The sequence below is a fragment of the Ectopseudomonas toyotomiensis genome, from assembly GCF_017167985.1.
In the GTDB taxonomy this organism is placed as follows: Bacteria; Pseudomonadota; Gammaproteobacteria; order Pseudomonadales; family Pseudomonadaceae; genus Aquipseudomonas; species Aquipseudomonas toyotomiensis.
Map to the genome: position 1 here is coordinate 3,826,271 of NZ_CP070505.1, position 21,481 is coordinate 3,847,751.

The window sequence follows — 21,481 nt, forward strand, 5'->3', positions numbered from 1 at the left end:
CGCGCAGATGCAAACAAGCCGGCATTGGCCGGCTTGTTCGACGCCTATAAGCCTAGCTGGGGCTTACTTGACGCGCTGGCCCGGCTTGGCGCCGCTGTCCGGGCTGAGCAGGTAGATTTCCTCGCCACCGGGGCCGGCGGCCAGGACCATGCCTTCGCTGATGCCGAACTTCATCTTGCGCGGCGCCAGGTTGGCGACGTACAGGGTCAGGCGGCCTTCCAGCTTGCTCGGGTCCGGGTAGGCGGACTTGATGCCGGAGAACACGTTGCGCTTCTCGTCGCCGATATCCAGCGACAGGCGCAGCAGCTTGTCGGCGCCTTCGACGAACTCGCACTTCTCGATCAGGGCGATACGCAGGTCGACGGCGGCGAAGGCGTCGAAGTTGATCTCGGCGGCCAGCGGGTCCTTGGCCAGTTCACCATTGCCCTGTGGCTTGGACGCTTCGGCGGCCAGGTCTTCCTTGGAGGCTTCGACCATGGCTTCGATCTTCGCCGGCTCGATGCGGGTGAGCAGCGGGTTGAACGGGTTGAGCTGATGGTTGGCCAGCGGCAGCGACAGGTCGGCCCAGGTTTGCGGCTTCACATTGAGGAAGGCTTCGGCGTCACTGGCCAGCTTCGGCAGCACGGGTTTCAACATGATTACCAACTGACGGAACAGGTTGATGCCCAGCGCGCAGATTTCCTGCACCTCGGCCTGCTTGCCTTCGACCTTGTTCAGGGCCCAGGGCGCCTTGTCGGCGATCCAGGCGTTGGCGCGGTCGGCCAGCGCCATGATCTCGCGCATGGCGCGGGAGAAGTCGCGTGCCTCGTAGGCCTCCGCGATGCTCGGCGCGGCGGCCTGGAAGGCGTCCCACAGCTCCGGCTCCGGGTTGGCGGCGACCAGCAGGCCATCGTTGCCCTTGTGGATGAAGCCGGCGCAGCGGCTGGCGATGTTGACCACCTTGCCGACCAGATCCGAGTTGACCTTCTGCACGAAGTCATCGAGGTTCAGGTCCAGATCGTCGACGCCGCGGCCCAGCTTGGAGGCGTAGTAGTAGCGCAGGTATTCCGGGTTCAGGTGGTCCAGGTAGGTGCGCGCCTTGATGAAGGTGCCGCGCGATTTGGACATCTTCTGGCCGTTCACCGTCAGGTAGCCGTGCACATTGACCGCGGTGGGCTTGCGGTAGCCCGCGCCTTCGAGCATGGCCGGCCAGAACAGGGCGTGGAAGTTGACGATGTCCTTGCCGATGAAGTGATACAGCTCGGCGGTGGAATCCTTGCCCCAGAATGCGTCGAAGTCCAGCTCCGGACGGCGCGCGCAGAGGTTCTTGAAGCTGGCCATGTAGCCGATCGGCGCATCCAGCCAGACGTAGAAGTACTTGCCCGGCTCGCCGGGAATCTCGAAGCCGAAGTAGGGCGCATCACGGCTGATGTCCCACTCCTGCAGGCCGCCGTCGAGCCACTCGGCGATCTTGTTGGCCACCGCTTCCTGCAGGGCGCCGGAGCGCGTCCACTGCTTGAGCATGGCTTCGAAGTCCGGCAGCTTGAAGAAGAAGTGCTGCGACTCCTTGAGCACCGGCACCGCGCCGGAGATGGCCGAGCGCGGGTTCTTCAGCTCGGTCGGTGCATAGGTGGCACCGCATTTCTCGCAGTTGTCGCCGTACTGATCCTCGGTGCCACATTTCGGGCAGGTGCCCTTGATGAAACGGTCGGCGAGGAACATGCCCTTCTCGGGGTCGAAGTACTGGGTCACCGCGCGGGTGGCGATATGGCCCTTGTCGCGCAGCGCCAGGTAGATCGACGCCGACAACTCGCGGTTTTCCTGCGAGTGGGTGGAGTGGTAGTTGTCGAAGTCCACGCCGAAGTCGGCGAAGTCGGCGGTGTGCTCGGCCTGTACGTTGGCAATGAGCTGCTCGGGGGTGATGCCTTCTTTCTCGGCGCGCAGCATGATCGCCGAACCGTGCGCATCGTCTGCACAGACGTAGATGGCCTGATTGCCACGCAGCTTCTGGTAGCGCACCCACATGTCGGTCTGCACGTACTCGAGCATATGGCCAAGGTGGATGGAACCGTTGGCGTAGGGGAGGGCGCTGGTAACGAGAATCTTGCGGGCTTCGGTCATGGTGATCGGCTGCACTGGTAAAACGAGGGAAGTCGGCAACTATAAAGCAGCGGCAGGCTGCAAGCCACCTGCACCGGGTAAGCGTGGTCGATGTACCGCGCATGGCTCGGTGCTGCTGCTATTATGCCGGCCTGTTTTTCTGCTGCCTTCTGGAGTCCATGCATGAGTGCCGTCACCCGCGAAGCGGTCGAAGCCTGTCTGCGTCAGTTCACCGACCCCCATCTCGATCAGGACCCGGTCAGCGCCGGTTGTCTGCGTGAAGTCGATATTCAGGGCGCACGCGTATCCGTGCACCTGGAGCTGGGCTACGCCGCCGGCTTGTTCAAGAACGGTTGGGCGCAGATGCTGCAGATGGCGCTGGAGAACCTCGATGGTGTCGACGGTGCGCGAGTGCAGGTCGATTGCGTGATCGACTCGCACCAGGGGCAGGCGCAGGTGCCGGCGTTGGCTGGGGTGAAAAACGTTATCGCCGTGGCCTCGGGCAAGGGCGGGGTGGGCAAGTCCACCACCGCCGCCAACCTGGCGCTGGCGCTGGCCCGCGAGGGCGCGCGTGTGGGCATTCTCGATGCCGATATCTACGGCCCGAGCCAGGGCATCATGTTCGGCATCGCAGAGGGCACGCGGCCGCAGGTGAAGGATCAGAAATGGTTCGTGCCTCTCGAAGCCCATGGCGTGCAGGTGATGTCCATGGCCTTTCTCACCGACGACAACACGCCGATGGTCTGGCGCGGGCCGATGGTCAGCGGTGCGCTGCTGCAACTGATCACCCAGACCGCCTGGAACGACCTCGATTACCTGGTGGTGGACATGCCGCCGGGCACCGGCGACATCCAGCTGACCCTGGCACAGAAGGTGCCGGTGGCCGGTAGCGTGATCGTCACCACGCCGCAGGACCTGGCCCTGCTCGATGCCAAGAAAGGCGTGGAGATGTTCCGCAAGGTGCATATCCCGGTGCTCGGTGTGGTGGAGAACATGGCCGTGCACATCTGCTCCAACTGCGGTCATGCCGAGCACCTGTTCGGCGAGGGTGGCGGTGAGAAGCTGGCTGCACAGTATGGCGTCGAGCTGCTGGCCTCGTTGCCGCTGTCGATGGCCATCCGCATGCAGGCCGATGATGGCAAGCCGACCACCATTGCCGATCCGGAAAGCCAGATCGCCATGATCTACCAGGACCTGGCGCGCAAGGTCGGCGCGCGCATCGCTCTGGCTGGCAAGCCGGCGATGCCCAGTATCGAGATCAGTGAGGACTAATAGCGGCTGCGCAGCGGCCCTCTGATGACCCTCTCCCATTCATGGGGCGAAGAGGCGCGTTTTGGAAGCATCGCTTCCTGCGCCTATGAGCGCCTGATCGCGAAGCGATCAGGCCGGGGCGCGGAGCGGGGTGCCCGAAGGGCGGGAGAGGGCCATGCAGGCGACTCGGTCCTGACTTGGCTTTCCAATTGCCCTGCGGCGTGGGCATCCTGCGCAGCTCTACCACCCGACTCAGTTCAAGCGCCGGCGGATCGAATCTGTAGGAGCGGCGCCCCGCCGCGAATCAGGGCGGCGCAAATTTGAAAAGCTTCGCCCCGGGGCGGGGCTCCTACGGAAAGCTGCTTTGGAGCGGCTTCAGCCGCGATTTCGCGGATAAATCCGCTCCTACAAGGCGTGTAAACACCCACAAAAAAGCCCCGCACTAGGCGGGGCTCTTTCTCAAGCAGGGTAGCGCAGGTTAGATAACCTGAACTTCCTCAGCCTGCATGCCTTTCTGACCACGGGTGGCCACGAAGGATACTTGCTGGCCTTCTTTCAGGCTCTTGAAACCATCGCTCTGGATGGCTTTGAAGTGTACGAAGAGGTCGTCACCGGATTGCGGGGTGATGAAGCCGTAGCCTTTCTCATCGTTGAACCACTTGACGGTGCCAGTCTGACGATTGGACATGTGATGTCTCCTAACAAAAGTAATAACAGCCCTGGAAAAGCCCAGGCCGGGACTGAGTGCAACGAGTACTAGGAGTCGGACGATGTTTGGATCGAGATCTAGGCATCTAGTAGCGATTCGCGGTGACACATGCAGCACAGTGGGCACACCATACGTGTTTTTATCGCCAAGTGCGAATGCTCGATGCAGCTTTTTTGCAAATAATGACTGATGGGCGCGCCGGCACTCTTTGAAGCGTGGCGCCTGCATCGGTAAGATGCGCTCACTTTTTTCGTAACCGCCCACTCAGGACACCTCGCCATGAGCATCAAATCGGACAAGTGGATTCGCCGCATGGCCCAGGAACACGGCATGATCGAGCCCTACGTCGAGCGCCAGGTGCGCGGTGCCGACGACAGTCGCGTCATCTCCTACGGTGTTTCCAGCTACGGCTACGATGTACGTTGCGCCGATGAATTCAAGGTGTTCACCAATATCCACTCGGCCATCGTCGACCCGAAGAATTTCGATGAGAAGAGCTTCGTCGACATCAAGAGCGACGTTTGCATCATTCCGCCTAACTCCTTCGCCCTGGCCCGCACTGTCGAGTACTTCCGCATCCCGCGCGACGTACTGACCATCTGCCTGGGCAAGAGCACCTATGCGCGTTGCGGCATCATCGTCAACGTCACGCCGCTGGAGCCGGAGTGGGAAGGTCACGTGACCCTGGAATTCTCCAACACCACCAACCTGCCGGCGAAGATCTACGCCAACGAAGGTGTGGCGCAGATGCTGTTCCTGCAGTCCGATGAGGCCTGTGAGGTTTCCTACCGTGATCGTGGTGGCAAGTACCAGGGGCAGACCGGGGTAACCCTGCCCAAGGCCTGATCGCCGAAGCGTTGCCAGAAAGCCGGGCTTAGCCCGGCTTTTTTGTGCGCGCTAGCGTTTGGTCGGATAGCCTGAATTTCCTGCTCCTGTGGGGCTCCATCTACAACAGCCCACGTTCAGGAGAACGACTCATGTCTTTGCTCGATCTCAATGCGGGAGGCATTCCCGGCCAGCCCGAACCCGATATCCCTGATCAGCCAGGAAGACCCGTGCCGCCGCAGGAGCCGGGTGAGCCGACATTGCCCGATCAACCGCCGCCGGCGCCGGTGGCCCAGTGTCGGCCACGTGAGGTTTTCGAGCGCCTCGCCGCGCCAGCAGAGCGCATTGCCGGGGAGTGGCATTGATTTGCAGTGCAGACGAAAAAGCCGGGCGATGCCCGGCTCTTTCTTTCCGCCCTGCGGCGCTCAGGGCACCAGCGGCAGTTCGCGTTTGTGGCGTGTGTTGTCGTAGGTGCGAACGATGGTGGCATAGGCCTCGTCACTGACTTTCTCGCCATGCAGGAAGGCGTCGATTTCGGCGTAGGTGACGCCATGCGCCTCCTCGTCTGGTTTGCCTGGGCGCAGCTCTTCCAGGTCAGCGGTCGGCGTTTTCATCACCAGGTGCTGCGGAGCACCCAGGTGCTTGGCAATGGCACGTACCTGATTCTTCACCAGGCCGGACAGCGGAGCGAGGTCGCAGGCGCCGTCACCGAACTTGGTGAAAAAACCCATCACCGCCTCGGCAGCGTGATCGGTGCCGATCACCAGGCCATTGTTGGCGTTGGCGATGGCGAACTGGGCAACCATGCGGATGCGTGCCTTGATGTTGCCGACGACGAAATCGCGGCGGGCGTCGCTGAGTTTCTGTAAATGAGTGACCTGCTCGCCGAGGCCGGAGACGCTGTCGGCGATGTTTACCGTGTCTTGTTCATCGGCGCAGATGAATTTCAGCGAATCCTGGGCGTCATGCTCGTCGTGCTGAGCGTTGTGCGGCAGGCGCACGGCGATGAAGCGGTACGCAGTCTCGCCTGTTTCGGCACGCAGCTCCTCGACCGAAAGCTGGGCCAGGCGCCCGGCGGTCAGCGAGTCGACGCCGCCGCTGATGCCCAGGACCAGCACCTTGAGGCCGGAATTCTTCAGGGTGTTCTTGATGAAGGTCTTGCGCCGCTCGATTTCTGCACTCAGCGCAGCGTCGTCGGCGAATGGCGGCACCACGTCGAGGGCGGCGGCGATTTCGGCTTGGCGGTTGCTCATGTCTGGCTCCTCACTGGGTCACGCGAAAGACGTGTTTCAGGTAATGGACGAAGTTCTCGTCGCGGCATTGGGTCTTGCCGGGCGTATCGGAAATCTTCGCTACCGGTTGACCGTTGCAGGCGATCATCTTGATCACGATGTTCATCGGCTCGACGCCGGGGATGTCGCAGGTCAGGTTGGTTCCGACCCCGAAGCTTACGTGGATTCGCCCGGAAAGTGCACGGTAGAGCCGCAGCGACTTGGGCAGGTCGAGCCCGTCGGAGAACACCAGGGTCTTGCTCATCGGATCGATGCCGAGTTTCTCGTAGTGGGCGATGGCTTTTTCCGCCCACACCAGTGGGTCGCCGGAGTCATGGCGCAGGCCGTCGAAGAGCTTGGCGAAGTACAGGTCGAAATCGGCCAGGAAGGCATCCATGGTGATGCAGTCGGTCAGGGCGATGCCCAGCAAACCGCGGTATTCGCGCACCCAGCAGTCGAGCGCGGCGATCTGGCTGTCGATCAGCCGTGGACCGAGCTGCTGGTGCGCCATCAGCCATTCGTGGGCCATGGTGCCAATGGGCTTGAGGTCGAACTCGCGGGCCAGGTGCACATTGCTGGTGCCGACGAAGCGACCGGGGAAATCGCGCTTGAGTATGTGTACCGCCTGCTCCTGTACGCGGTAGGAGAAGCGCCTGCGGGTGCCGAAATCAGCCAGCTGGAAGCCGGCCAGTTCGCTCGGCGAGGCTTCGGCCTTGAGCCAGTCGAGCTTCTCGTACAGGCGCTCGGCAGCCTGCTCCAGCAGCACTTCACGGTAGCGATAGCGGTTGCGCACTTCGCTGACGATGGCCAGTAGCGGCACCTCGAAGAGGATCACGTGCAACCAGGGGCCGCGCAGACGGATGCTCAACTGGCCGTCTTCGATGCTGGTGTGCACGTAGCGCAGGTTGAAGCGGAACAGGCTTAGAAAACGAATGAAGTCCGCCTTGATGAACGGGATGCGTTCGAGGAAGGCCAGCTGGTCGACGCTCAGGCTCAGCTCACTGAGGCGTTCGATCTGGTAGCGGATCTCGGCCAGATAGGGCGTCAGATCCTCGCTGCTGCGGCAGCGGAATTCCCATTCCACCTCGGCATTGGGGTAGTTGTGCAGCACCGCCTGCATCATGGTCAGCTTGTAGAAATCGGTGTCCAACAGATTCTGTACGGTGCGGTCGGCGAAGATGCTCTCGCTCATCGCAGGTTCTCCTTGGCGAGGGTGCCATCCAGCTGTTCCAGGCTGGCAGCCAGTGTGATGCCCTGTTCGCGCATGGCGAGGCAGGCGGTTTCAGCTGTTTCGCTGGCGATGGCTCGGCAGGCCGGCAGATACACGATCACTTCGAAGCCGGCGCGACGCAGTTGCAGGGCGGTGGTCTTGACGCAGTAGTCCAGGGCCAGGCCGCCCATCAGTACAAGGTCGACGCCATTTTGCCGAAGAAATTCGATCACGCCCGTGCTGCGCTTCTCGGCCAGGTCGTGATAGCAGGCGCCGTAAGGGTGCAGGTCCGGCTCAACACCTTTCCACACGAAGTAGTCGTAATCCAGCGGCGCTGGCAGGCCATCGAGCAATTCGAAGCCGGGTGTACCAGGTACGCAGTGGCTGACCCAGGTCAGGTCGGCATTGGCCAGCGGCAGGGGGCGCAGCATCTCATCGTGTGTGTCGACGACCCAGGCCGCCTGCGGGCTATGGGCATCCTTGCTGCCGATGCGCAGCTGGGCGCGTGTGGCCAGTTGGTTCAGCGCCGGGACGATGGCATCGCCCTCGGGTACGGGGAGCTCGCTGGGGCATAGCGGGGTGAAGCCTTTCTGGGCGTCGACGTCGAAGCTGGCGATCTTCATGGTGCGCCTCCTTCTCGTGGGTGAGTGACTACATATTTCATCTGATGAAATATGTAGTCAAGCGTTTTCACCAAATCCTGCGTGAAAAAATATGAGTTATTGGTCAAGATGAAATAAGTAGATGAAGGAGCAAGGGACGGGATGAGTGCAGTGGAAGTGCTGGCCGGGGTGGATATCGTTGCCCTACGCCTGAGCGAGGAGGGGGTGTTGCAGGTGCTGCTGCTGCGTCGCCAGCGTGAACCCTACGCCGGGCAATGGGCGCTACCGGGCGTGCTGGTCAACGGTCGTTGCGCCGATGCCAGCCTGGACGCCGCCGCAGCCCGTGCGCTGGCGGACAAGGCACGCCTGCAACCGCAGTATCTGGAGCAGGTGGCGACGGTGGGTAATGGTCTGCGAGATCCACGTGGCTGGTCGCTGAGCACCTGCTATCTGGCGCTGCTGGCACCCGACGCCGAGCCGCAGGATGAAAGTTTGCGCTTCGTCGATCTGTCGCGCGTCACTGCAGGGCAGCAGGCGTTGCCATTCGACCATACGCAACTGGTGCGCCTGGCAGCCGAGCGGCTGCGCGGCAAGTCGGTGTACAGCTCGCTGCCGCTGTACCTGCTGGCGCCGCGATTTACCGTGACCGAAGCGCTGACGGCATTCCAGGCTTGCTTGGGCGAGCCGGTACAGCACACCACCTTGCGTGGCCGTCTGGAGCGGATGAAGGCGCAGGGCTGGATCAGTGACACCGGCGAGAAGAATTATCCGAAGATGGGGCGGCCGCAGAATCTTCTGGAGCATCGTCCGCAAGCGGTGGATGCCTTTATCTTTGATCGCAGCCTGTTGGCTTAGGCAGGAATTGCCCGAATCACAGGCAAAAAAATAGGCGCCAGAGGCGCCAGGGGAGCATTTCAATCGATGCATAGTCTCTGAGCATGCAGCGTGCGAGAAGTTCCGCCCGGTGATGGAAAAAAGCCATCTTTTTTCTTCAGGCAAAAGAAAAGGCGCCAGGGGCGCCTTAAACGATGATCTATGGAGTAAGTCGATTATTCAGAGTGGGGCGCTGAGGTAAAGGTTCAGCGTCACCCGACGAACGGTCGCTACTTGGCCGGCATCAGCAGCAGGCGCTGGTTACCGTAGACCTTGTCCAGATTCTCCGCTTTGAACGGGAAGCTCATGTACCCGCCTTTGAGCCATGCCTCGATGCCATCGGCATAGTGAGGGCTGGCCGGGTTGCCGGATTGCCCCGAGCTGTTGACGCCGACCAGGGGTTCGTCAGCGGCAAAATCCACCACGATACGCATGGCCGGGATCAGGAAGGTGTTGAAATCCTGGCCCCAGGCGTAGGCCGATACGTTCAGCGTGCTGTGGTCGCCCCCGGCCGGATAGGGGCCGCGATCCAGATAGCCTTTCAGGGCGTTGATGCTGGTGCGCTGGCTGGCGCTCATGTGAGGCGCCATGCGCGTGGCGTCGGTTACCCACTCATAGGTGTGCAGTTTGCCCCATTGCCAGTTGCGCCGCTCGGCGCCCAATCGACTTTCCAGCAGCTCGATGCTGGCGGCCAGGCTACGCGCCAGAATGGTCGGCTTGTCTTCCTGCACTGGCGTGCGGATGTCGTTCCAGAACGGGCTGTCGGCACGCCCAAGCAGGTGATCGGCCTGCGCCGAGTAGGAGGTGTTGGCGGTTTGCACCAGCGCCTTCCATGCCGGGCTGTCGTCCGGGCCCAGCTCGTCGAGGAAGATCTGCCGTGCGCTTTCATGCAGGAAGGCGCCGTAAATGGCGGCATCGGCCGAACTGGCGGCAAGCTTGCCGTCGAACGCCAGCAGGCGCTTCAGGGCTTCATCAGCACGTGCGCGCTGGCCAGCCGGCAGGGCCGCGATAGCCTGGCGCAGCGAGTCGTGCATGGCCGGGTCATTGAACATGGCCTGCAGTTTGGCGACGAAGGGTGAGGTCTGGTCGTACTGCATGGCGATCATGCTGCGGCCATCGTGACGGCCATTGCCGGCCAGCTCGGCGATACGTTCGGCGCGTTCCGGGTAGTACCAGGAGCTGGACAGCTGCATGCCGTAACCGGGCGGCACGCTACGTTCGTTGGCGGTGCCCAGCCAGCCTTGCGGCGGGTCCTGATCGTAAGGGTGCAGCATCGGGTCGGCGAAGCCGTCCCAGGCGTAGCGCTCGTCCCAGCCAGGGGAGGGCAGCAGGCCACGACCTTCGCGGCGATTCGGGTAGCGCCCGGTGACCTGCCAGCCAATATGCTGGGCGTCGGCGAAGACGATGTTCAGCGGCATGGCGCGGATCTCCCGCGTCGCCTCGAAGGCCTGGTCCACCGACTGTGCTCGCGACAGGTCGAAGAAGGCGTCGAGGCTCTGGTCACGCTCGAACTGGGTGGTTTTCAGCGCCAGGCCGTAGCCGCTCTGCAGCGCCAGGGGTTGCAGCATATGCTTGCGTTCGCCCAGTACCGAGTTGAGCAGCGGCCCGTTGCGGGTCTCGTAAAGCGTTTCGCGGATCGGGCGCTGGCCCTTGATGAAGAAGGTCTCCTGGCGTTCGCTGACCGGCAGCCACTTGCCGTCGGCCTGGTACATCAGGCGACTGCCTTCGCGCTTGATGCGCTCCAGGTAGATGTCCTGATTGTCGCCCATGACCATGGTCATGCCCCACGCCAGCTTGCCGTTGTAGCCGGCGACCACAGCCGGCACGCCCGCCAGGGACACGCCCGCAGCCTGGTATTTGGGCGAGCGGATCTGCACGAAACTCCACAGCGAGGGCATGCTCAGTGGCAGGTGCGTGTCATTGGCCAGCAGGCTCTTGCCGCCACGGCTACGCTGCGGGGCGATGGCCCAGTTGTTCGAGGCGGCGACGCCGAGCATGTGTTGTTCGGCGATCTGCGCGGTTGTGCGGGAAATCGCCTGCAGGCCTGGCAATTGGCCTTTGAGGTCGAGTCCGGCGAGTTTTTCCGCCTCGGCGAAGGGCAGCGGTTCGTCCGGGTAGATCGGCAGCAGCCAGGGCAGCTTGTCGGTGCCCACCTGCTGGGCCATGGTCAGCGCGGCGATCTCTTCCTGCAGGTTCACCGCCAAGCCGAAGTTGAGCAGGCAGAACAGCAGCACCGAGTCCTCGGGCTTCCAGTACTCGGGACGGTAGCCGGACTCGGCCAGATCCATCGGCATACGATCACGGTAGCGGAACATATAGGCGTTGACGCCACGCGAATAGACCTCGAAGAAACGTTTCAGGCGCGGCGAGGCGTCGGCGTAGAGAATTTCTGCGTTCTTTTTCAGGTTGACCGCGCGCATGAAACGGTCCATTTCCAGCACGCCGGGCCCCGCCATCTCGGCCAGGCGGCCTTGAGCCAGCAGGCGCATGCCGATCATCTGGCTGAGACGGTCACCGGCATGCACGTAGCCCAGGGTAAACAGCGCGTCGTGAAAATTGCTCGATTCGATCAGCGGCATGCCGAGTGCGTTACGCCGCACCGACGCACTCTCGGCCACGCCCTGGATGCGCTCAACGCCACGGGTAGGTGGCACGCTGTCGGCATAACGGCTGTTGAGCAGGGACTGGCAGCCGGCGAGGCTGATCAGTGAGGCGGCAAGAGTCAGGCGGGCCAGCGCGCGCATGGCGAAGTTCCTTGGTGTGCGGACGGTCGAGGCCGGTCGCGCAATGACCGGCCACAAAGGCGCCAAGGTAATGAGGCTGCCGTAGCCTGGCAAGAGGGGCTCAGGCGTTTGCTCGAGACCCTTTCAGTCCTTCGTCCAGTAACCAGCGTGCAGCGATGCGAGCAGCGGCCTTGTGCTGCAGTTCCAGCTCGTTGAAGCGTTTTTCGAAGCGCCGCCGTTCGGCCTTGTCCAAGGCTTTCCAGCCCGCATGCGTGGGCACCTCGGCGGTGGCTTCGAAGAGCAGATGGAACACCTGGCAGCGGCTGTCATTGCTCAGGGCGCTGTCATAGTTGTCAAGCAGCACCTTGATGCGGATGGCGCCTTCGATCAGTGGCAACTGCTCATCGAGCAGGCTGCTGGCGAGGATGCTCAGGTCACCGCCGATGCGTTGCTGGCGCTCTTGCTGCGCTTCGTCACGGGCGCGTTGGTTCGCCCAGACGCGGCGCCACAGATGCCAGGCATAAGCGGCCAGCGCTGCGATCAGCAGCAGGCCGATCAGCAGCAGGGTGAGGTTCAGGGCACTCATGCGCGGTTCAGGCGCCGTGGCACTTCTTGTACTTCTTCTCACTGCCGCATGGGCAAGGATCGTTACGGCCGACATCCTTCAGCGCGTTGCGCACCGGCTCCTGATGGCCATGGTTGCAGTGCGGGCCGTGCACATGGCCGTGATCGTGATGATCGTGGTCATGGTTGCAGTCAGGGCCGTGGACGTGGGGTTGGTTGCTCATGGTGTTACTCGTGCAGGTTATTCGGGGATGAAATCGCCAGGAATTATCTCGCCATTCCGCGACATGTGCACGCTTCGGCCGAACAACATGCCGGTTTTCACCTCACCCTTGAGGCTATAGCGAATCGGCACGTCCGGTTTTTCCAGTGCCTTGACGATCTGCCGCACATGGCGCCAGAGGTTGGTGCGCACCGGTACTTCGAAGGTGTGGTGGCCGTGGGCGGGCACGGTGAACCACTCGTTGGAGTAGCCCTCGGCCAGCTGGATACCATTGAGATGGACGTTGTAGTCCAGCCCGCGCACCGGCAGGCTGACGCCGTTGGGATTGTCGATTCGAAAGCGCAGGCGGAACTCCTGTTCGAGCAGCCTGGCCTTGACTACATCAACTTTGATGAGTTGGACGTCCGGGTCCTTGAAGCCACCTGTCATCCAGGTGGAGCATCCTGGCAGGCCTGAAAGCAGGCCAAAAAACATCAATAGGCTGATAATTCTTATCATTTGCGCCTGAGAAAACATTTCATACCCCCATTGCGTCCCAGTGTAACAAGCAAGCGCTTGGCTGCAACGGGGAAGCACTCATTATTTTCAACGAGATACTGTGGAGGTTTCGGGTTGTTGGTAATCGGGAGAGCATGAATGAGACGCCTGCAGTGTCAGGGCAAAGGAACCTGCGCCATACTGAGCGGCGAATAGGACAGGAGTGTGACCATGAGTCGCTACGAGATCGCCTTCTCCGGGCAACTGGTGCCGGGCGCCCAGCCGGAGCTGGTCAAGGCCAACATGGCCAAGCTGTTCCAGGCCGATGCTCAGCGCATTGCCCAGTTGTTCTCCGGGCGCCGCATCGTGATCAAGAACAATCTCGACGCCGCCGGGGCGGAGAAGTACCGCGCGACGCTGGAGCGTGCCGGTGCGCGGGTCGAGGTCGTCGACATGGATGCGTTGATCGAGGAAGTCGAGCTGGCCCCGCCGCCGCCCGTAGAGCCGGCACCTGCTCCGGCAGCCGCACCGCCCGCGGCCAGGCCGGGGCGTCTGCAGGTCGCCCCCCGAGATGAGTACATGGCCGCGTTCAGTGATGTGGATGCCCCGGATTTCGATATCGCACCGGTAGGCAGCGATCTGCAGGACGCCAGGCCCGACGCTGCCGCGCCACAGGTCGACCTGTCGCAGTTCAGTCTGGCGCCTGTTGGTAGCGATATGGGGCAAGCCAAGCCTGCGACTCCAGCGGCTGCACCGGATACCTCGCATCTGAAGCTGCAGGATTGAGCATTCCTAGCCTGACTGAAACGCCGTGAACTGCGCACGCAGCCACGGCGTTTTGCAGGCCATTAACCCGCCTTGCATTTGGCAGCGGCCTCCTCAGGTTTGAGGTTGCGCACGCTGGTGAAAAACAGCTCGCAGGTTTGCAGTTTCTCCGTCACTTGCCATTTTTCGGTGCAGGTGTTCAGCGTCTGCTGCGGATCAGCTGTTGGTTGCTGGCCCATACCTGCCTGCCAGCAGGCGGCGCTCAGGTCCTGCCCCATGACCTTGATCCCTGCTGCGTTGGCGGCGGCCTCGCTGCCCTTGTTGTTGGCTGGATCGGCCGCATACCAGATGTAGCTGGGGTGGTTGGCGCCGAGCACTGAGACCTGCTGCCCAGGTGCTGCATCGATCTGGCCGAGGCCCAGCACCGGCAGATTCACCCCGTATTGCTGCGTGATCCAACTGCGCACCGGTGCACCAAAAGCGACCATCGGCAGGCTGGTATCGCCCGAGCCGACGCTGAGCTCGCTGACCATGCGCCGCTGATAGCTGGTGAAATAGCCATAAACGCCTTCCAGGGCACTGCCGGCACTTGCGGGGGCAGCGATGGGAGCGATGTCGATGATCGTCTGATAAGCGGGGGTTTGTTCCGCCTGTACACCATTGAAACTGAGCAGCGACGCCCAGCGATCCGTGGTGCTCGAACGCAGATAATCCTGGGCCTGAGTCAGTGAGTAGTCGGGTGGGAAGTGCAGCAGCTCAACGCTCTTGCGGTTCTCCAGGGCCATGCCCAGGGGCAGGAAGAAGTACCAGTTGTACTGCCACTTGCCGTCACTATTGAGCTGGCTGGCGCCCTGATAGGCCAGATCACCGGCATCGAGCAATTGCAGCAGGGACTTGCCGTAATCCGTTGGCGTGCCGTCGAAAATGGCGTGAATGCGTTCCCCCTTGCGCGTTACGCGCACGTTGGCCTGAGGGTAACCGTCGCGCGTCAAGCTCTGTTGCAGGTAGTGTTCGACCGTCTGTTCCAGCGTCCAGTCGCGGTAGCAGATCACACTGCAGTTGTTCGGGTAGGCGAACAGGCGGCTGATGCGCTGGCTGTCACCCAGATCCAGCGTTTCCCCTTGCAGCCCGCCGGGCTGGTTGGCGCAGCCTGCTAGCAGGCCGGCCAGGATAAGAGCGATACCACTTTTCTTGTGCATGGCTTTCTCCTTGTTGAGTGTCCTCGCAGGACGTATCAACTCAAGCAGAAAGCAGGATTAACGCCAATCAGGCATTCAGGTAGGGCGCACAGCATTTCTTGAACTTCTGCCCGCCCTGGCAGGGGCAAGGATCATTGCGTCCGGCCTTCAGTGGCACCGTCGGGTCGAGGAAGAACCAGCGTCCGTCCACCTGAACGAAAGCGGAGCATTCGCGGTGGCGGTGTTCGCCGTTGTCATCGTGCCAGCGTGCGACGAAGCTGACCTGGGCGTGTTCTGGCTTGCCGCCGAATACCTCGCTGCCTTCGACTTCCAGGCCGAGCCAGGTGCTTTGGGCGCTCCAGGCAGCCATCGCGTCGCGGTCGAGCGCCGGCTGCTGGACGGGCAGGGTAGTGGCCACCAGATAGTCCACCAGGCCCAGTACATAGGCGCTGTAGCGCGAGCGCATCAGCAGCTCCGCGCTGGGCGCGTGGGTGCCCGCGTGATAGTGACCACAACACTGGCTCAGCGGATTACCGCTGCCACAAGGGCAATTGGGATCGAGTGGGTTCATCGCTCTACCACCAGTATTTGCCGAAGTTTTGTGGATTAGCCCAGAACTTCGCGTTCAACCAGTCGGGAACTTGCTTGTAATCGAGTAGATCATAGGTGAACAGATGCAGGGTCTGTCCCTCGCGCTGGAACTGTTCACTGGCTTGCATGGCCAGGGCGAAAAAGTCGGTTTCCTGCCAATCACCTGCCTTGAGGTCGAGCAACACGGCGACCCTGCTGGCGTTGAGGTTGCGAATGCCACCCAGTAGTTGCAGTCCTTCGCGTTTGGGTAAGTGCTCCAGACAGTCGACCAGAATTGCCAGGTCGAAGCGCTGTGCGGCCAGTTCCGGCGCCAGGGGAGCAGCAGGTGCGGTGGTGACCTGACACTGCGGGTGGGCGCCGTGAAAGGCGCTGACTGCGGGCAGTTCGCTTGCGCCGAGTAACAGCAGTTTCTCGGGGGTATAGCGGGCAAGCAGTGCCGCAATGGCTTGCTGTGGAGTACGGGTACTAAGGCTGGCGGTCATCGAACTTCCTCGAAAAGTCTGCAAAGACTAACGTGGTGTCGGTATCAGGCCTAGAGTGAGAGAAAATTATCCGCAGAAGCTGCTATAGCTGGCGGATTGTACAACTCCTGTCTTTACTACTATTGAGTCGGTTATGGGCCGATGAACATTGGAGACCTAAAGTATGAGTATCACAAGGAACGCAGTACCCCTGATTCTGGCTAGTACCTTGCTGACCGGCTGCGCCGGCCTGCAGAAAACCGACTGGCCCACCTGCGCAGCTGTAGGCGGTGTTGGTGGTGCGGCGTTAGGGGCCATCGAAAGTTCTTCCTGGGCTGGTGCTGGTGCTGCGCTCGGTGCTGGTCTTGGCGCAGCCTATTGCTGGGTACATGGTGCCGAAGCGCAACAAGTCGCAGTAGTCGAAGAAGAAGTCATGGTCGAGGAGGTTGCCGTTGCCGAGCCAGCCGAAGCCGTTCGTGTCGAACTGGACGTCAAGTTCGACTTCGACAAGGCCCAGGTCAAGCAGGAAAGCTATGGTGACATCAAAGCCCTGGCCGACTTCATGAAACAGTACCCGCAGACCAGCACCGTGGTTGAAGGTCACACCGACTCGGTGGGCAGCGATGCTTACAACCAGGGCCTGTCCGAGCGCCGTGCCAGTGCCGTGCGTGACGTTCTGGTCAACCAGTACGGTGTCGAGTCCGGCCGTGTGCAGGCAGTGGGTTATGGCGAGAGCCGCCCGGTTGCCGACAACGCCACTGCTGATGGTCGCGCCATCAACCGTCGCGTGGAAGCCGAGGTCGAAGCTCAGCCGTAAGGCGCTTCGTGTAAGCCAAGTCAGGCGTCACCCGCGAAGGCCCGATCGATTTCCATCGGTCGGGCCTTTTCTTGTCTGAAATCCTGTCGCCGTCTTTACTCCTGTGATACCGGCAACATGCCGGTATCACAGGAGAAACCGCCATGAGAATCAAGCTTTCGAGGGTTTTACCCTTTCTCTTGGTCAGCAGTGTTCTTTCAGGTTGTGCCACGACTTCCAGTACGGGAGACGCGCCGCTCAACCAGGGGAACTGGCCCCTGTGCAGTGCGATTGGAGCCCTGGCCGGTGGCGGCCTCGGCGCAATCGAAAGTTCCACCTGGGCACCATCATCTGTTATGCACAGGACGGCGACGAAGATGGCGACGGTGTGTTCGACCGCCGTGACCGCTGCCCCGGCACGCCAGTCGGTACTGCGGTAGGCCATAACGGCTGCCCTTCGCCACAATACCCCGCCAGTGTTGCGACCGAGCCGGCGATGGAGCAGCAGGCACAGGATGAGGTCATCGTTCTCAGCGACCTGGGAAACGTGCTGTTCGCGTTCGATTCAGCCGAACTGACGGGTGAGGCGCGGCGTCTGCTTGCCGACGTCAGTACCCGCCTGACCGGTGCCAGTCTGGTCGCAGTCAAGGTCGTCGGGCATACCGATAGCGTTGGTTCTGATGCCTACAACCAGGGCTTGTCCGAGCGCCGCGCACGCAGTGTTGCCGACTTTCTCATCGCCCAGGGTGTGCCTGCCGGCAAGCTCAGTACCGAAGGCCGTGGTGAGAGCCAACCGGTGGCGGATAACGGCAGCGATGCCGGCCGCGCACAGAACCGCCGCGTGGAGTTGTACGTTTCCCGTTGAAGCGCAGGGGCGCCCCACAGGTCATCATAGGCCTGGGGGGTGTCGCTTTTACGGCTGGCGATAGCTGAGATCACGGAAAATATTCCCTCGCTCTGGTGGTCCGGGCCACGACCGGTTAACGTGCTGCGCTATTAGAAAAACCAGAGCAAGAGGGCGGGGATGAAAGCATTGTTGATGATGGGCAAGGCGCTGGCCTTGGCTTTCTGGCTGGTATTTGCGGCGGCGCTGGCCAAGCGTTTTGGCGCGCCGTTCGAACAGCTCGTCTATCTGCTCGCGGGCTTTCTTGCGCTGCTGCATGGGGTACAACTGTGGCTGTTCTCGGGGCTCCTGTCCGGTCGCACTAACCCCTGGCTGGATCGTGTACAGGTCCTGCTGTTCGGCATTTTTCACCTCTATCCGCTGAAGGCCGAGCAAGGGCCTGAAAGCACTGCCGCAGCAGCGCTCGAGGAGGCGGCTCATGCGTAGTCTCGCTCTGTTGCTTTGCCTGTTCGCAGGTCCGTCGTTGGCCGCTACGCAGGTCACGGTGCCGTCCAATACCCTGATGCGTTTGCCGGTCGCCAGTAGCAGCCTGCAGCTCGAACGGCTGGAAGTGGCGGATCAGGCGACCCTAATGATCCCGGCAACGGTGACCGAGTTGCATATCGGTGAGCTGCTCATGGGCCGCGACGCGCGTATTGGCATTGCACCCAGCGATCAGCCACTGCGACTGGTGGTAGAGGACGCCGATATCGGCCCGGGCGCCTGGATCAGCGCCAAAGGTGCCGCTGGCACTTACACCCGGCCAGCCACGCCTGGGCGAGAGATCAAGCTCAAGCTGCACAAGCTGACATTCGAATCCTTGACCCTCGATGTGCGCGGTGGTCAGGGCAGACCGGGTTATGCCGGACTGGATGGCGCGCATGGGCAGCCGGGTGGTTGCACCTGGGGGCAGGCCAGTGCTGGCCACGATGGTCAGGACGGCACCGATGGGCATGAAGGTGCTGCAGGCGGCAGCGTGGTGCTGGAGGTGCCTCACCATGTCGAGGTCGAGCGCATGCAGGTGTTGCTCGACGGCGGCGCGGGTGGTGCAGCCGGTTCGGCGGGGCGCCCCGGCCGTGGGGGCGCTGCCAAGGGCTGCCTGCTCTACGGCGTAGAGGGTGCTGCCGATGGCAAACCCGGCCAGGCTGGACGCGAGGGAGCAGCTGGACGCAGTGGTGCCATGCAGGTGTTTCGTTTCTAAGTAACCGTCGCTGCCTTCGTTGCCATGCAGAGGAAGGCAGCCGCGTCGATCAGAATGGCGGGCGCATGGCCGCTAGCGTCATCAGTGCCAGGCCGATCAGCAGGTTGCTGCCGACCACTTTGCGAATCCGCCCCAGCACCTCGCCGCCTGCCGGCCAGTTCTCAGCCTCCACGGCGCGGCGCAGCTGCGGCAGCTGCAGCGCCTGAATGCGCAGGAACAGGGCGAGCATCACCAGATACAGACCCATCATGACGTGCACGTAGCGCGGCGCGGCGTCGAAACCGCTGTAGCTCATGTGCAGCATGCCGACTCCAGTCAGGGGCAGGACTGCTACCGCTATCCAGACCCATACGAAGAAGCGTTTGAACACACTCAGCCACAGGCGTAGGCGTGCTGGTGGCTCCAGTATGTCCACCGCCGCCGGGCGCAGGATCATCCAGGCGAAGAACATCCCGCCGACCCAGACGACGGCGGCCAGCAGGTGTAGCGCATAGAGTGGTGCGTAGGGTGTCATGCGGTATCTCCAGAGGGGCCGTTTGGCAGGTCGGTTCATTCGATTGGCACGCGAGTCTGCGCCAGATCGACAGGCGCGCTATGATAGCGACCGCTCCGCGAATACTGAAAATTTATCCAGCCTTTTTCGTTTCAGAATCCATGCTCAGTACCGAACTCAAGTCCCAGATCCAGGGCGCCTATTCGCGCTTTCTCGAGGCCAAGTCGCTCAAGCCGCGCTATGGCCAGCGCTTGATGATCGCCGAGATCGCCAAGGTGCTCGGCACCATCAAGACCGATGACGAGGGCAAGCGTTTGGGTGATCCTGCCGTGGTGGCGGTCGAGGCGGGCACCGGTACCGGCAAGACGGTGGCCTACAGCCTGGCCACCATTCCCACGGCCAAGGCCGCTGGCAAGCGCCTGGTGATCGCCACCGCCACCGTGGCACTGCAGGAACAGATCGTGCACAAGGATCTACCTGATCTGTTGCGCAACAGCGGCCTGAATTTCAGTTTCGCCCTGGCCAAGGGTCGTGGCCGCTACCTGTGCCTATCCAAACTCGACCACCTGCTGCAGGACGGCGCCGCGCAGAGCGCCACCGCGCAACTGTTCGAGGAAGAAGGCTTTCGCATCGACGTCGACGAGCAGGGCCAGAAGCTGTTCACCGCGATGATCGAGAAGCTCGCCGGCAACAAATGGGATGGCGACCGCGACAGCTGGCCCGAAGAGCTGGAGGACGTGCGCTGGGCGCAACTGACCACCGACCACAGCCAGTGCACCAACCGCCACTGCCCGAATTTCCAGCAGTGCGCTTTCTATAAAGCGCGCGAGGGCATGGGCAAGGTCGACGTGATCGTCACCAACCACGACATGGTGCTGGCCGACCTGGCGCTCGGCGGCGGCGCGGTACTGCCCGACCCGCGCGAAACCATCTATGTGTTCGACGAGGGCCATCACCTGCCGGACAAGGCCATCGGCCACTTCGCCCACTTCACCCGCCTGCGCTCGACCGCCGACTGGCTGACCCAGATCGACAAGAATCTGACCAAGCTGCTGGCGCAGAACCCGTTGCCGGGCGATCTCGGCCGTCTGATCGAACAGGTGCCGGAGCTGGCCCGCGAGCTGAAGACTCAGCAGCAGTTCATGTTCGCTGCCTGCGAGCAGATCGCCGACTTCAAGGCCGGCGAGGACATGGAAGGACGCGAGCGCCCGCGTCACCGCTTCGTCGGCGGCGTGGTGCCGGAGCATCTGACCGAGCTGGGGCTGGAGCTGAAGAAGGGCTTCTCCAAGCTCAATGACCTGTTCACCGGTGTTACCGAGCTGCTCAAGGAGGCCATGGACGGCGAGGGCTCTGTGGGCATCGCCAGCCACCAGGCCGAGGAGTGGTATCCGCTGTTCGGCAGCCTGATGGCGCGCGCCAAGGGCAACTGGGAGCTGTGGCTGGCCTTCACCGCTGAAGACCCCGAGGAAAGCCCACCCATGGCACGCTGGCTGATCCTGGTCGAGAGCGGTGCGCTGTTCGATATCGAGGTCAACGCCAGCCCAATCCTGGCCGCCGAGACCTTACGCCGCAACCTGTGGAATGTCGCCCACGGCGCCTTGGTGACCTCCGCCACGCTCACCGCGCTGGGCACCTTCGACCGCTATCGTATGCGCGCCGGCCTGCCCAAGGTGGCGGTCAGCGCCATTGTGCCGAGCCCCTTCCATCATGCCGATGCCGGTTTGCTGCGCGTGCCCGACCTGAAGGCCGACCCGCGTGAGGCGGCGGTGCATACGGCAGCCATCATCCGCGAGCTGCCGGGCCTGGTCGCAGGCAGTCGCGGGACGCTGGTGCTGTTCTCCTCGCGCAAGCAGATGCAGGACGTGTTCGACGGCCTGGATCGCGACTGGCGCAAACGCGTGTTCATTCAGGGCAACCTGTCCAAGCAGGAAACCCTGAACAAGCACAAGGCGCGTGTCGATTCTGGTGAGGAAAGCGTGCTGTTCGGCCTGGCCAGTTTCGCCGAGGGTGTCGACTTGCCCGGTGCCTACTGCGAGCATGTGGTGATCGCCAAGATTCCCTTCGCCGTACCGGATGACCCGGTTGAGGCGGCGCTGGCCGAGTGGATCGAGGCGCGCGGCGGTAATCCCTTCATGGAAATCGCTGTACCGGACGCCTCGCTGCGCCTGGTGCAGGCCTGCGGTCGCCTGCTGCGTACCGAGGCCGATCGCGGCACCATCACCTTGCTGGATAGGCGTGTGGTCACCCAACGCTACGGCAAGTCCATTCTCAATGCGTTGCCGCCGTTTCGCCGGCAGATCGACTGA

Annotated in this window: 22 protein-coding genes and 1 pseudogene; 10 read left to right on the forward strand and 13 right to left on the reverse strand. The window is 62.4% G+C overall.

Annotation, left to right across the window (positions count from 1 at the left end; all coding sequences use genetic code 11):
• Positions 1-63 precede the first annotated feature (63 nt).
• The gene (gene metG / locus JWV26_RS17655; RefSeq protein WP_206417451.1) at positions 64-2,100 is read right to left on the reverse strand and encodes a methionine--tRNA ligase; all 2,037 of its coding nucleotides are present in this window, start codon (positions 2,098-2,100) and stop codon (positions 64-66) included.
• Positions 2,101-2,262: 162 nt separating this feature from the next.
• Here metG and apbC point away from each other — a divergent pair, with 162 nt between their 5' ends.
• Positions 2,263-3,351 (forward strand): iron-sulfur cluster carrier protein ApbC, encoded by a 1,089-nt coding sequence (gene apbC, locus JWV26_RS17660; RefSeq protein ID WP_206417452.1) that lies wholly within the window; start codon positions 2,263-2,265, stop codon positions 3,349-3,351.
• A gap of 457 nt (positions 3,352-3,808) precedes the next feature.
• Here the strand turns inward: apbC and JWV26_RS17665 are convergent, their stop codons facing one another.
• Positions 3,809-4,018: a cold-shock protein gene (locus tag JWV26_RS17665; RefSeq protein ID WP_003245585.1), complete on the reverse strand. Its 210-nt coding sequence runs from the start codon at positions 4,016-4,018 to the stop codon at positions 3,809-3,811.
• Between the two features lie 300 nt (positions 4,019-4,318).
• On the opposite strand from JWV26_RS17665, the gene dcd reads away from it, so the two are divergent.
• Entirely contained in the window at positions 4,319-4,885 is a 567-nt protein-coding gene (gene dcd, locus JWV26_RS17670; protein ID WP_004423764.1) for a dCTP deaminase, read from the forward strand.
• Positions 4,886-5,016: 131 nt separating this feature from the next.
• Positions 5,017-5,229 carry a hypothetical protein gene (locus JWV26_RS17675; protein WP_074913083.1) on the forward strand — a complete coding sequence of 71 codons (213 nt, stop codon included), beginning with the start codon at positions 5,017-5,019 and terminating at the stop codon, positions 5,227-5,229.
• Positions 5,230-5,289: 60 nt separating this feature from the next.
• On the opposite strand, the gene nadE is transcribed toward JWV26_RS17675, so the two are convergent.
• Genes nadE through JWV26_RS17690 form a run of 3 tightly spaced genes read right to left on the reverse strand, consistent with a single transcriptional unit; the run spans position 5,290 to position 7,968 of the window.
• Complete coding sequence (gene nadE, locus JWV26_RS17680; protein ID WP_074913081.1) at positions 5,290-6,117, reverse strand: ammonia-dependent NAD(+) synthetase; 828 nt, start codon at positions 6,115-6,117, stop codon at positions 5,290-5,292.
• A 10-nt stretch (positions 6,118-6,127) separates the two neighbouring features.
• Positions 6,128-7,327 carry a nicotinate phosphoribosyltransferase gene (gene pncB, locus JWV26_RS17685; protein WP_206417453.1) on the reverse strand — a complete coding sequence of 400 codons (1,200 nt, stop codon included), beginning with the start codon at positions 7,325-7,327 and terminating at the stop codon, positions 6,128-6,130.
• On the reverse strand, positions 7,324-7,968 hold the full coding sequence (locus JWV26_RS17690; protein WP_206417454.1) for a nicotinamidase: 645 nt from the start codon (positions 7,966-7,968) through the stop codon (positions 7,324-7,326). The genes pncB and JWV26_RS17690 overlap by 4 nt, the downstream gene beginning before the upstream one ends.
• A 141-nt stretch (positions 7,969-8,109) precedes the next feature.
• Here JWV26_RS17690 and JWV26_RS17695 point away from each other — a divergent pair, with 141 nt between their 5' ends.
• Positions 8,110-8,802, forward strand: coding sequence for an NUDIX hydrolase (locus JWV26_RS17695; protein ID WP_206417455.1), 693 nt, complete (start codon positions 8,110-8,112; stop codon positions 8,800-8,802).
• A gap of 248 nt (positions 8,803-9,050) precedes the next feature.
• On the opposite strand, the gene JWV26_RS17700 is transcribed toward JWV26_RS17695, so the two are convergent.
• The 4 genes from JWV26_RS17700 to JWV26_RS17715 form a co-directional block, all read right to left on the reverse strand.
• A complete protein-coding gene (locus tag JWV26_RS17700; protein ID WP_206417456.1) occupies positions 9,051-11,564 on the reverse strand; it encodes a penicillin acylase family protein in 2,514 nt (837 codons plus the stop codon).
• 100 nt (positions 11,565-11,664) lie between these two features.
• Positions 11,665-12,129, reverse strand: a complete 465-nt coding sequence (locus tag JWV26_RS17705) for a DUF2489 domain-containing protein (protein WP_072422664.1) — start codon at positions 12,127-12,129, stop codon at positions 11,665-11,667.
• A 7-nt stretch (positions 12,130-12,136) separates the two neighbouring features.
• Complete coding sequence (locus JWV26_RS17710; RefSeq protein ID WP_017677822.1) at positions 12,137-12,331, reverse strand: SEC-C metal-binding domain-containing protein; 195 nt, start codon at positions 12,329-12,331, stop codon at positions 12,137-12,139.
• 17 nt (positions 12,332-12,348) lie between these two features.
• Entirely contained in the window at positions 12,349-12,846 is a 498-nt protein-coding gene (locus tag JWV26_RS17715; protein WP_026088655.1) for an LEA/WHy family protein, read from the reverse strand.
• Between the two features lie 192 nt (positions 12,847-13,038).
• Here JWV26_RS17715 and JWV26_RS17720 point away from each other — a divergent pair, with 192 nt between their 5' ends.
• Positions 13,039-13,593 carry a hypothetical protein gene (locus JWV26_RS17720; protein WP_100547420.1) on the forward strand — a complete coding sequence of 185 codons (555 nt, stop codon included), beginning with the start codon at positions 13,039-13,041 and terminating at the stop codon, positions 13,591-13,593.
• A gap of 62 nt (positions 13,594-13,655) precedes the next feature.
• Here the strand turns inward: JWV26_RS17720 and JWV26_RS17725 are convergent, their stop codons facing one another.
• From JWV26_RS17725 to JWV26_RS17735, 3 genes are all read right to left on the reverse strand, one after another.
• On the reverse strand, positions 13,656-14,771 hold the full coding sequence (locus tag JWV26_RS17725; RefSeq protein ID WP_206417457.1) for a hypothetical protein: 1,116 nt from the start codon (positions 14,769-14,771) through the stop codon (positions 13,656-13,658).
• Positions 14,772-14,838: 67 nt separating this feature from the next.
• Positions 14,839-15,321 (reverse strand): YchJ family protein, encoded by a 483-nt coding sequence (locus tag JWV26_RS17730; RefSeq protein WP_074913065.1) that lies wholly within the window; start codon positions 15,319-15,321, stop codon positions 14,839-14,841.
• A 4-nt stretch (positions 15,322-15,325) separates the two neighbouring features.
• Positions 15,326-15,823, reverse strand: coding sequence for a DUF6231 family protein (locus JWV26_RS17735; RefSeq protein WP_072422660.1), 498 nt, complete (start codon positions 15,821-15,823; stop codon positions 15,326-15,328).
• A 163-nt stretch (positions 15,824-15,986) separates the two neighbouring features.
• Between JWV26_RS17735 and JWV26_RS24645 the strand changes: the two genes are divergently transcribed.
• From JWV26_RS24645 to JWV26_RS17755, 4 genes and pseudogenes are all read left to right on the forward strand, one after another.
• Entirely contained in the window at positions 15,987-16,619 is a 633-nt protein-coding gene (locus JWV26_RS24645) for an OmpA family protein (protein ID WP_072422659.1), read from the forward strand.
• A gap of 143 nt (positions 16,620-16,762) precedes the next feature.
• Positions 16,763-17,463 (forward strand): annotated as a pseudogene (locus JWV26_RS24540) (PA1041 family peptidoglycan-binding anchor lipoprotein).
• A gap of 159 nt (positions 17,464-17,622) precedes the next feature.
• On the forward strand, positions 17,623-17,928 hold the full coding sequence (locus JWV26_RS17750) for a DUF1145 domain-containing protein (RefSeq protein ID WP_206417458.1): 306 nt from the start codon (positions 17,623-17,625) through the stop codon (positions 17,926-17,928).
• The gene (locus tag JWV26_RS17755) at positions 17,921-18,682 is read left to right on the forward strand and encodes a hypothetical protein (RefSeq protein WP_072422656.1); all 762 of its coding nucleotides are present in this window, start codon (positions 17,921-17,923) and stop codon (positions 18,680-18,682) included. The genes JWV26_RS17750 and JWV26_RS17755 overlap by 8 nt, the downstream gene beginning before the upstream one ends.
• A 49-nt stretch (positions 18,683-18,731) precedes the next feature.
• On the opposite strand, the gene JWV26_RS17760 is transcribed toward JWV26_RS17755, so the two are convergent.
• Positions 18,732-19,196, reverse strand: coding sequence for a CopD family protein (locus JWV26_RS17760; RefSeq protein ID WP_206417459.1), 465 nt, complete (start codon positions 19,194-19,196; stop codon positions 18,732-18,734).
• 140 nt (positions 19,197-19,336) lie between these two features.
• On the opposite strand from JWV26_RS17760, the gene dinG reads away from it, so the two are divergent.
• The gene (gene dinG, locus JWV26_RS17765) at positions 19,337-21,481 is read left to right on the forward strand and encodes an ATP-dependent DNA helicase DinG (protein ID WP_074913055.1); all 2,145 of its coding nucleotides are present in this window, start codon (positions 19,337-19,339) and stop codon (positions 21,479-21,481) included.

Coding starts and splice junctions, on each gene's coding strand:
- JWV26_RS17675 (WP_074913083.1), top strand. CDS start 5,017: ATGTCTTTGCTCGATCTCAATGCGGGAGGCATTCCCGGCCAGCCCGAA.
- JWV26_RS24645 (WP_072422659.1), top strand. CDS start 15,987: ATGAGTATCACAAGGAACGCAGTACCCCTGATTCTGGCTAGTACCTTG.
- JWV26_RS17705 (WP_072422664.1), bottom strand. CDS start 12,129: ATGAGTGCCCTGAACCTCACCCTGCTGCTGATCGGCCTGCTGCTGATC.
- JWV26_RS17720 (WP_100547420.1), top strand. CDS start 13,039: ATGAGTCGCTACGAGATCGCCTTCTCCGGGCAACTGGTGCCGGGCGCC.
- JWV26_RS17690 (WP_206417454.1), bottom strand. CDS start 7,968: ATGAAGATCGCCAGCTTCGACGTCGACGCCCAGAAAGGCTTCACCCCG.
- dcd (WP_004423764.1), top strand. CDS start 4,319: ATGAGCATCAAATCGGACAAGTGGATTCGCCGCATGGCCCAGGAACAC.
- JWV26_RS17665 (WP_003245585.1), bottom strand. CDS start 4,018: ATGTCCAATCGTCAGACTGGCACCGTCAAGTGGTTCAACGATGAGAAA.
- JWV26_RS17700 (WP_206417456.1), bottom strand. CDS start 11,564: ATGCGCGCGCTGGCCCGCCTGACTCTTGCCGCCTCACTGATCAGCCTC.
- JWV26_RS17750 (WP_206417458.1), top strand. CDS start 17,623: ATGAAAGCATTGTTGATGATGGGCAAGGCGCTGGCCTTGGCTTTCTGG.
- dinG (WP_074913055.1), top strand. CDS start 19,337: ATGCTCAGTACCGAACTCAAGTCCCAGATCCAGGGCGCCTATTCGCGC.
- metG (WP_206417451.1), bottom strand. CDS start 2,100: ATGACCGAAGCCCGCAAGATTCTCGTTACCAGCGCCCTCCCCTACGCC.
- apbC (WP_206417452.1), top strand. CDS start 2,263: ATGAGTGCCGTCACCCGCGAAGCGGTCGAAGCCTGTCTGCGTCAGTTC.
- JWV26_RS17715 (WP_026088655.1), bottom strand. CDS start 12,846: ATGTTTTCTCAGGCGCAAATGATAAGAATTATCAGCCTATTGATGTTT.
- pncB (WP_206417453.1), bottom strand. CDS start 7,327: ATGAGCGAGAGCATCTTCGCCGACCGCACCGTACAGAATCTGTTGGAC.
- JWV26_RS17760 (WP_206417459.1), bottom strand. CDS start 19,196: ATGACACCCTACGCACCACTCTATGCGCTACACCTGCTGGCCGCCGTC.
- JWV26_RS17695 (WP_206417455.1), top strand. CDS start 8,110: ATGAGTGCAGTGGAAGTGCTGGCCGGGGTGGATATCGTTGCCCTACGC.
- JWV26_RS17725 (WP_206417457.1), bottom strand. CDS start 14,771: ATGCACAAGAAAAGTGGTATCGCTCTTATCCTGGCCGGCCTGCTAGCA.
- nadE (WP_074913081.1), bottom strand. CDS start 6,117: ATGAGCAACCGCCAAGCCGAAATCGCCGCCGCCCTCGACGTGGTGCCG.
- JWV26_RS17710 (WP_017677822.1), bottom strand. CDS start 12,331: ATGAGCAACCAACCCCACGTCCACGGCCCTGACTGCAACCATGACCAC.
- JWV26_RS17755 (WP_072422656.1), top strand. CDS start 17,921: ATGCGTAGTCTCGCTCTGTTGCTTTGCCTGTTCGCAGGTCCGTCGTTG.
- JWV26_RS17735 (WP_072422660.1), bottom strand. CDS start 15,823: ATGACCGCCAGCCTTAGTACCCGTACTCCACAGCAAGCCATTGCGGCA.
- JWV26_RS17730 (WP_074913065.1), bottom strand. CDS start 15,321: ATGAACCCACTCGATCCCAATTGCCCTTGTGGCAGCGGTAATCCGCTG.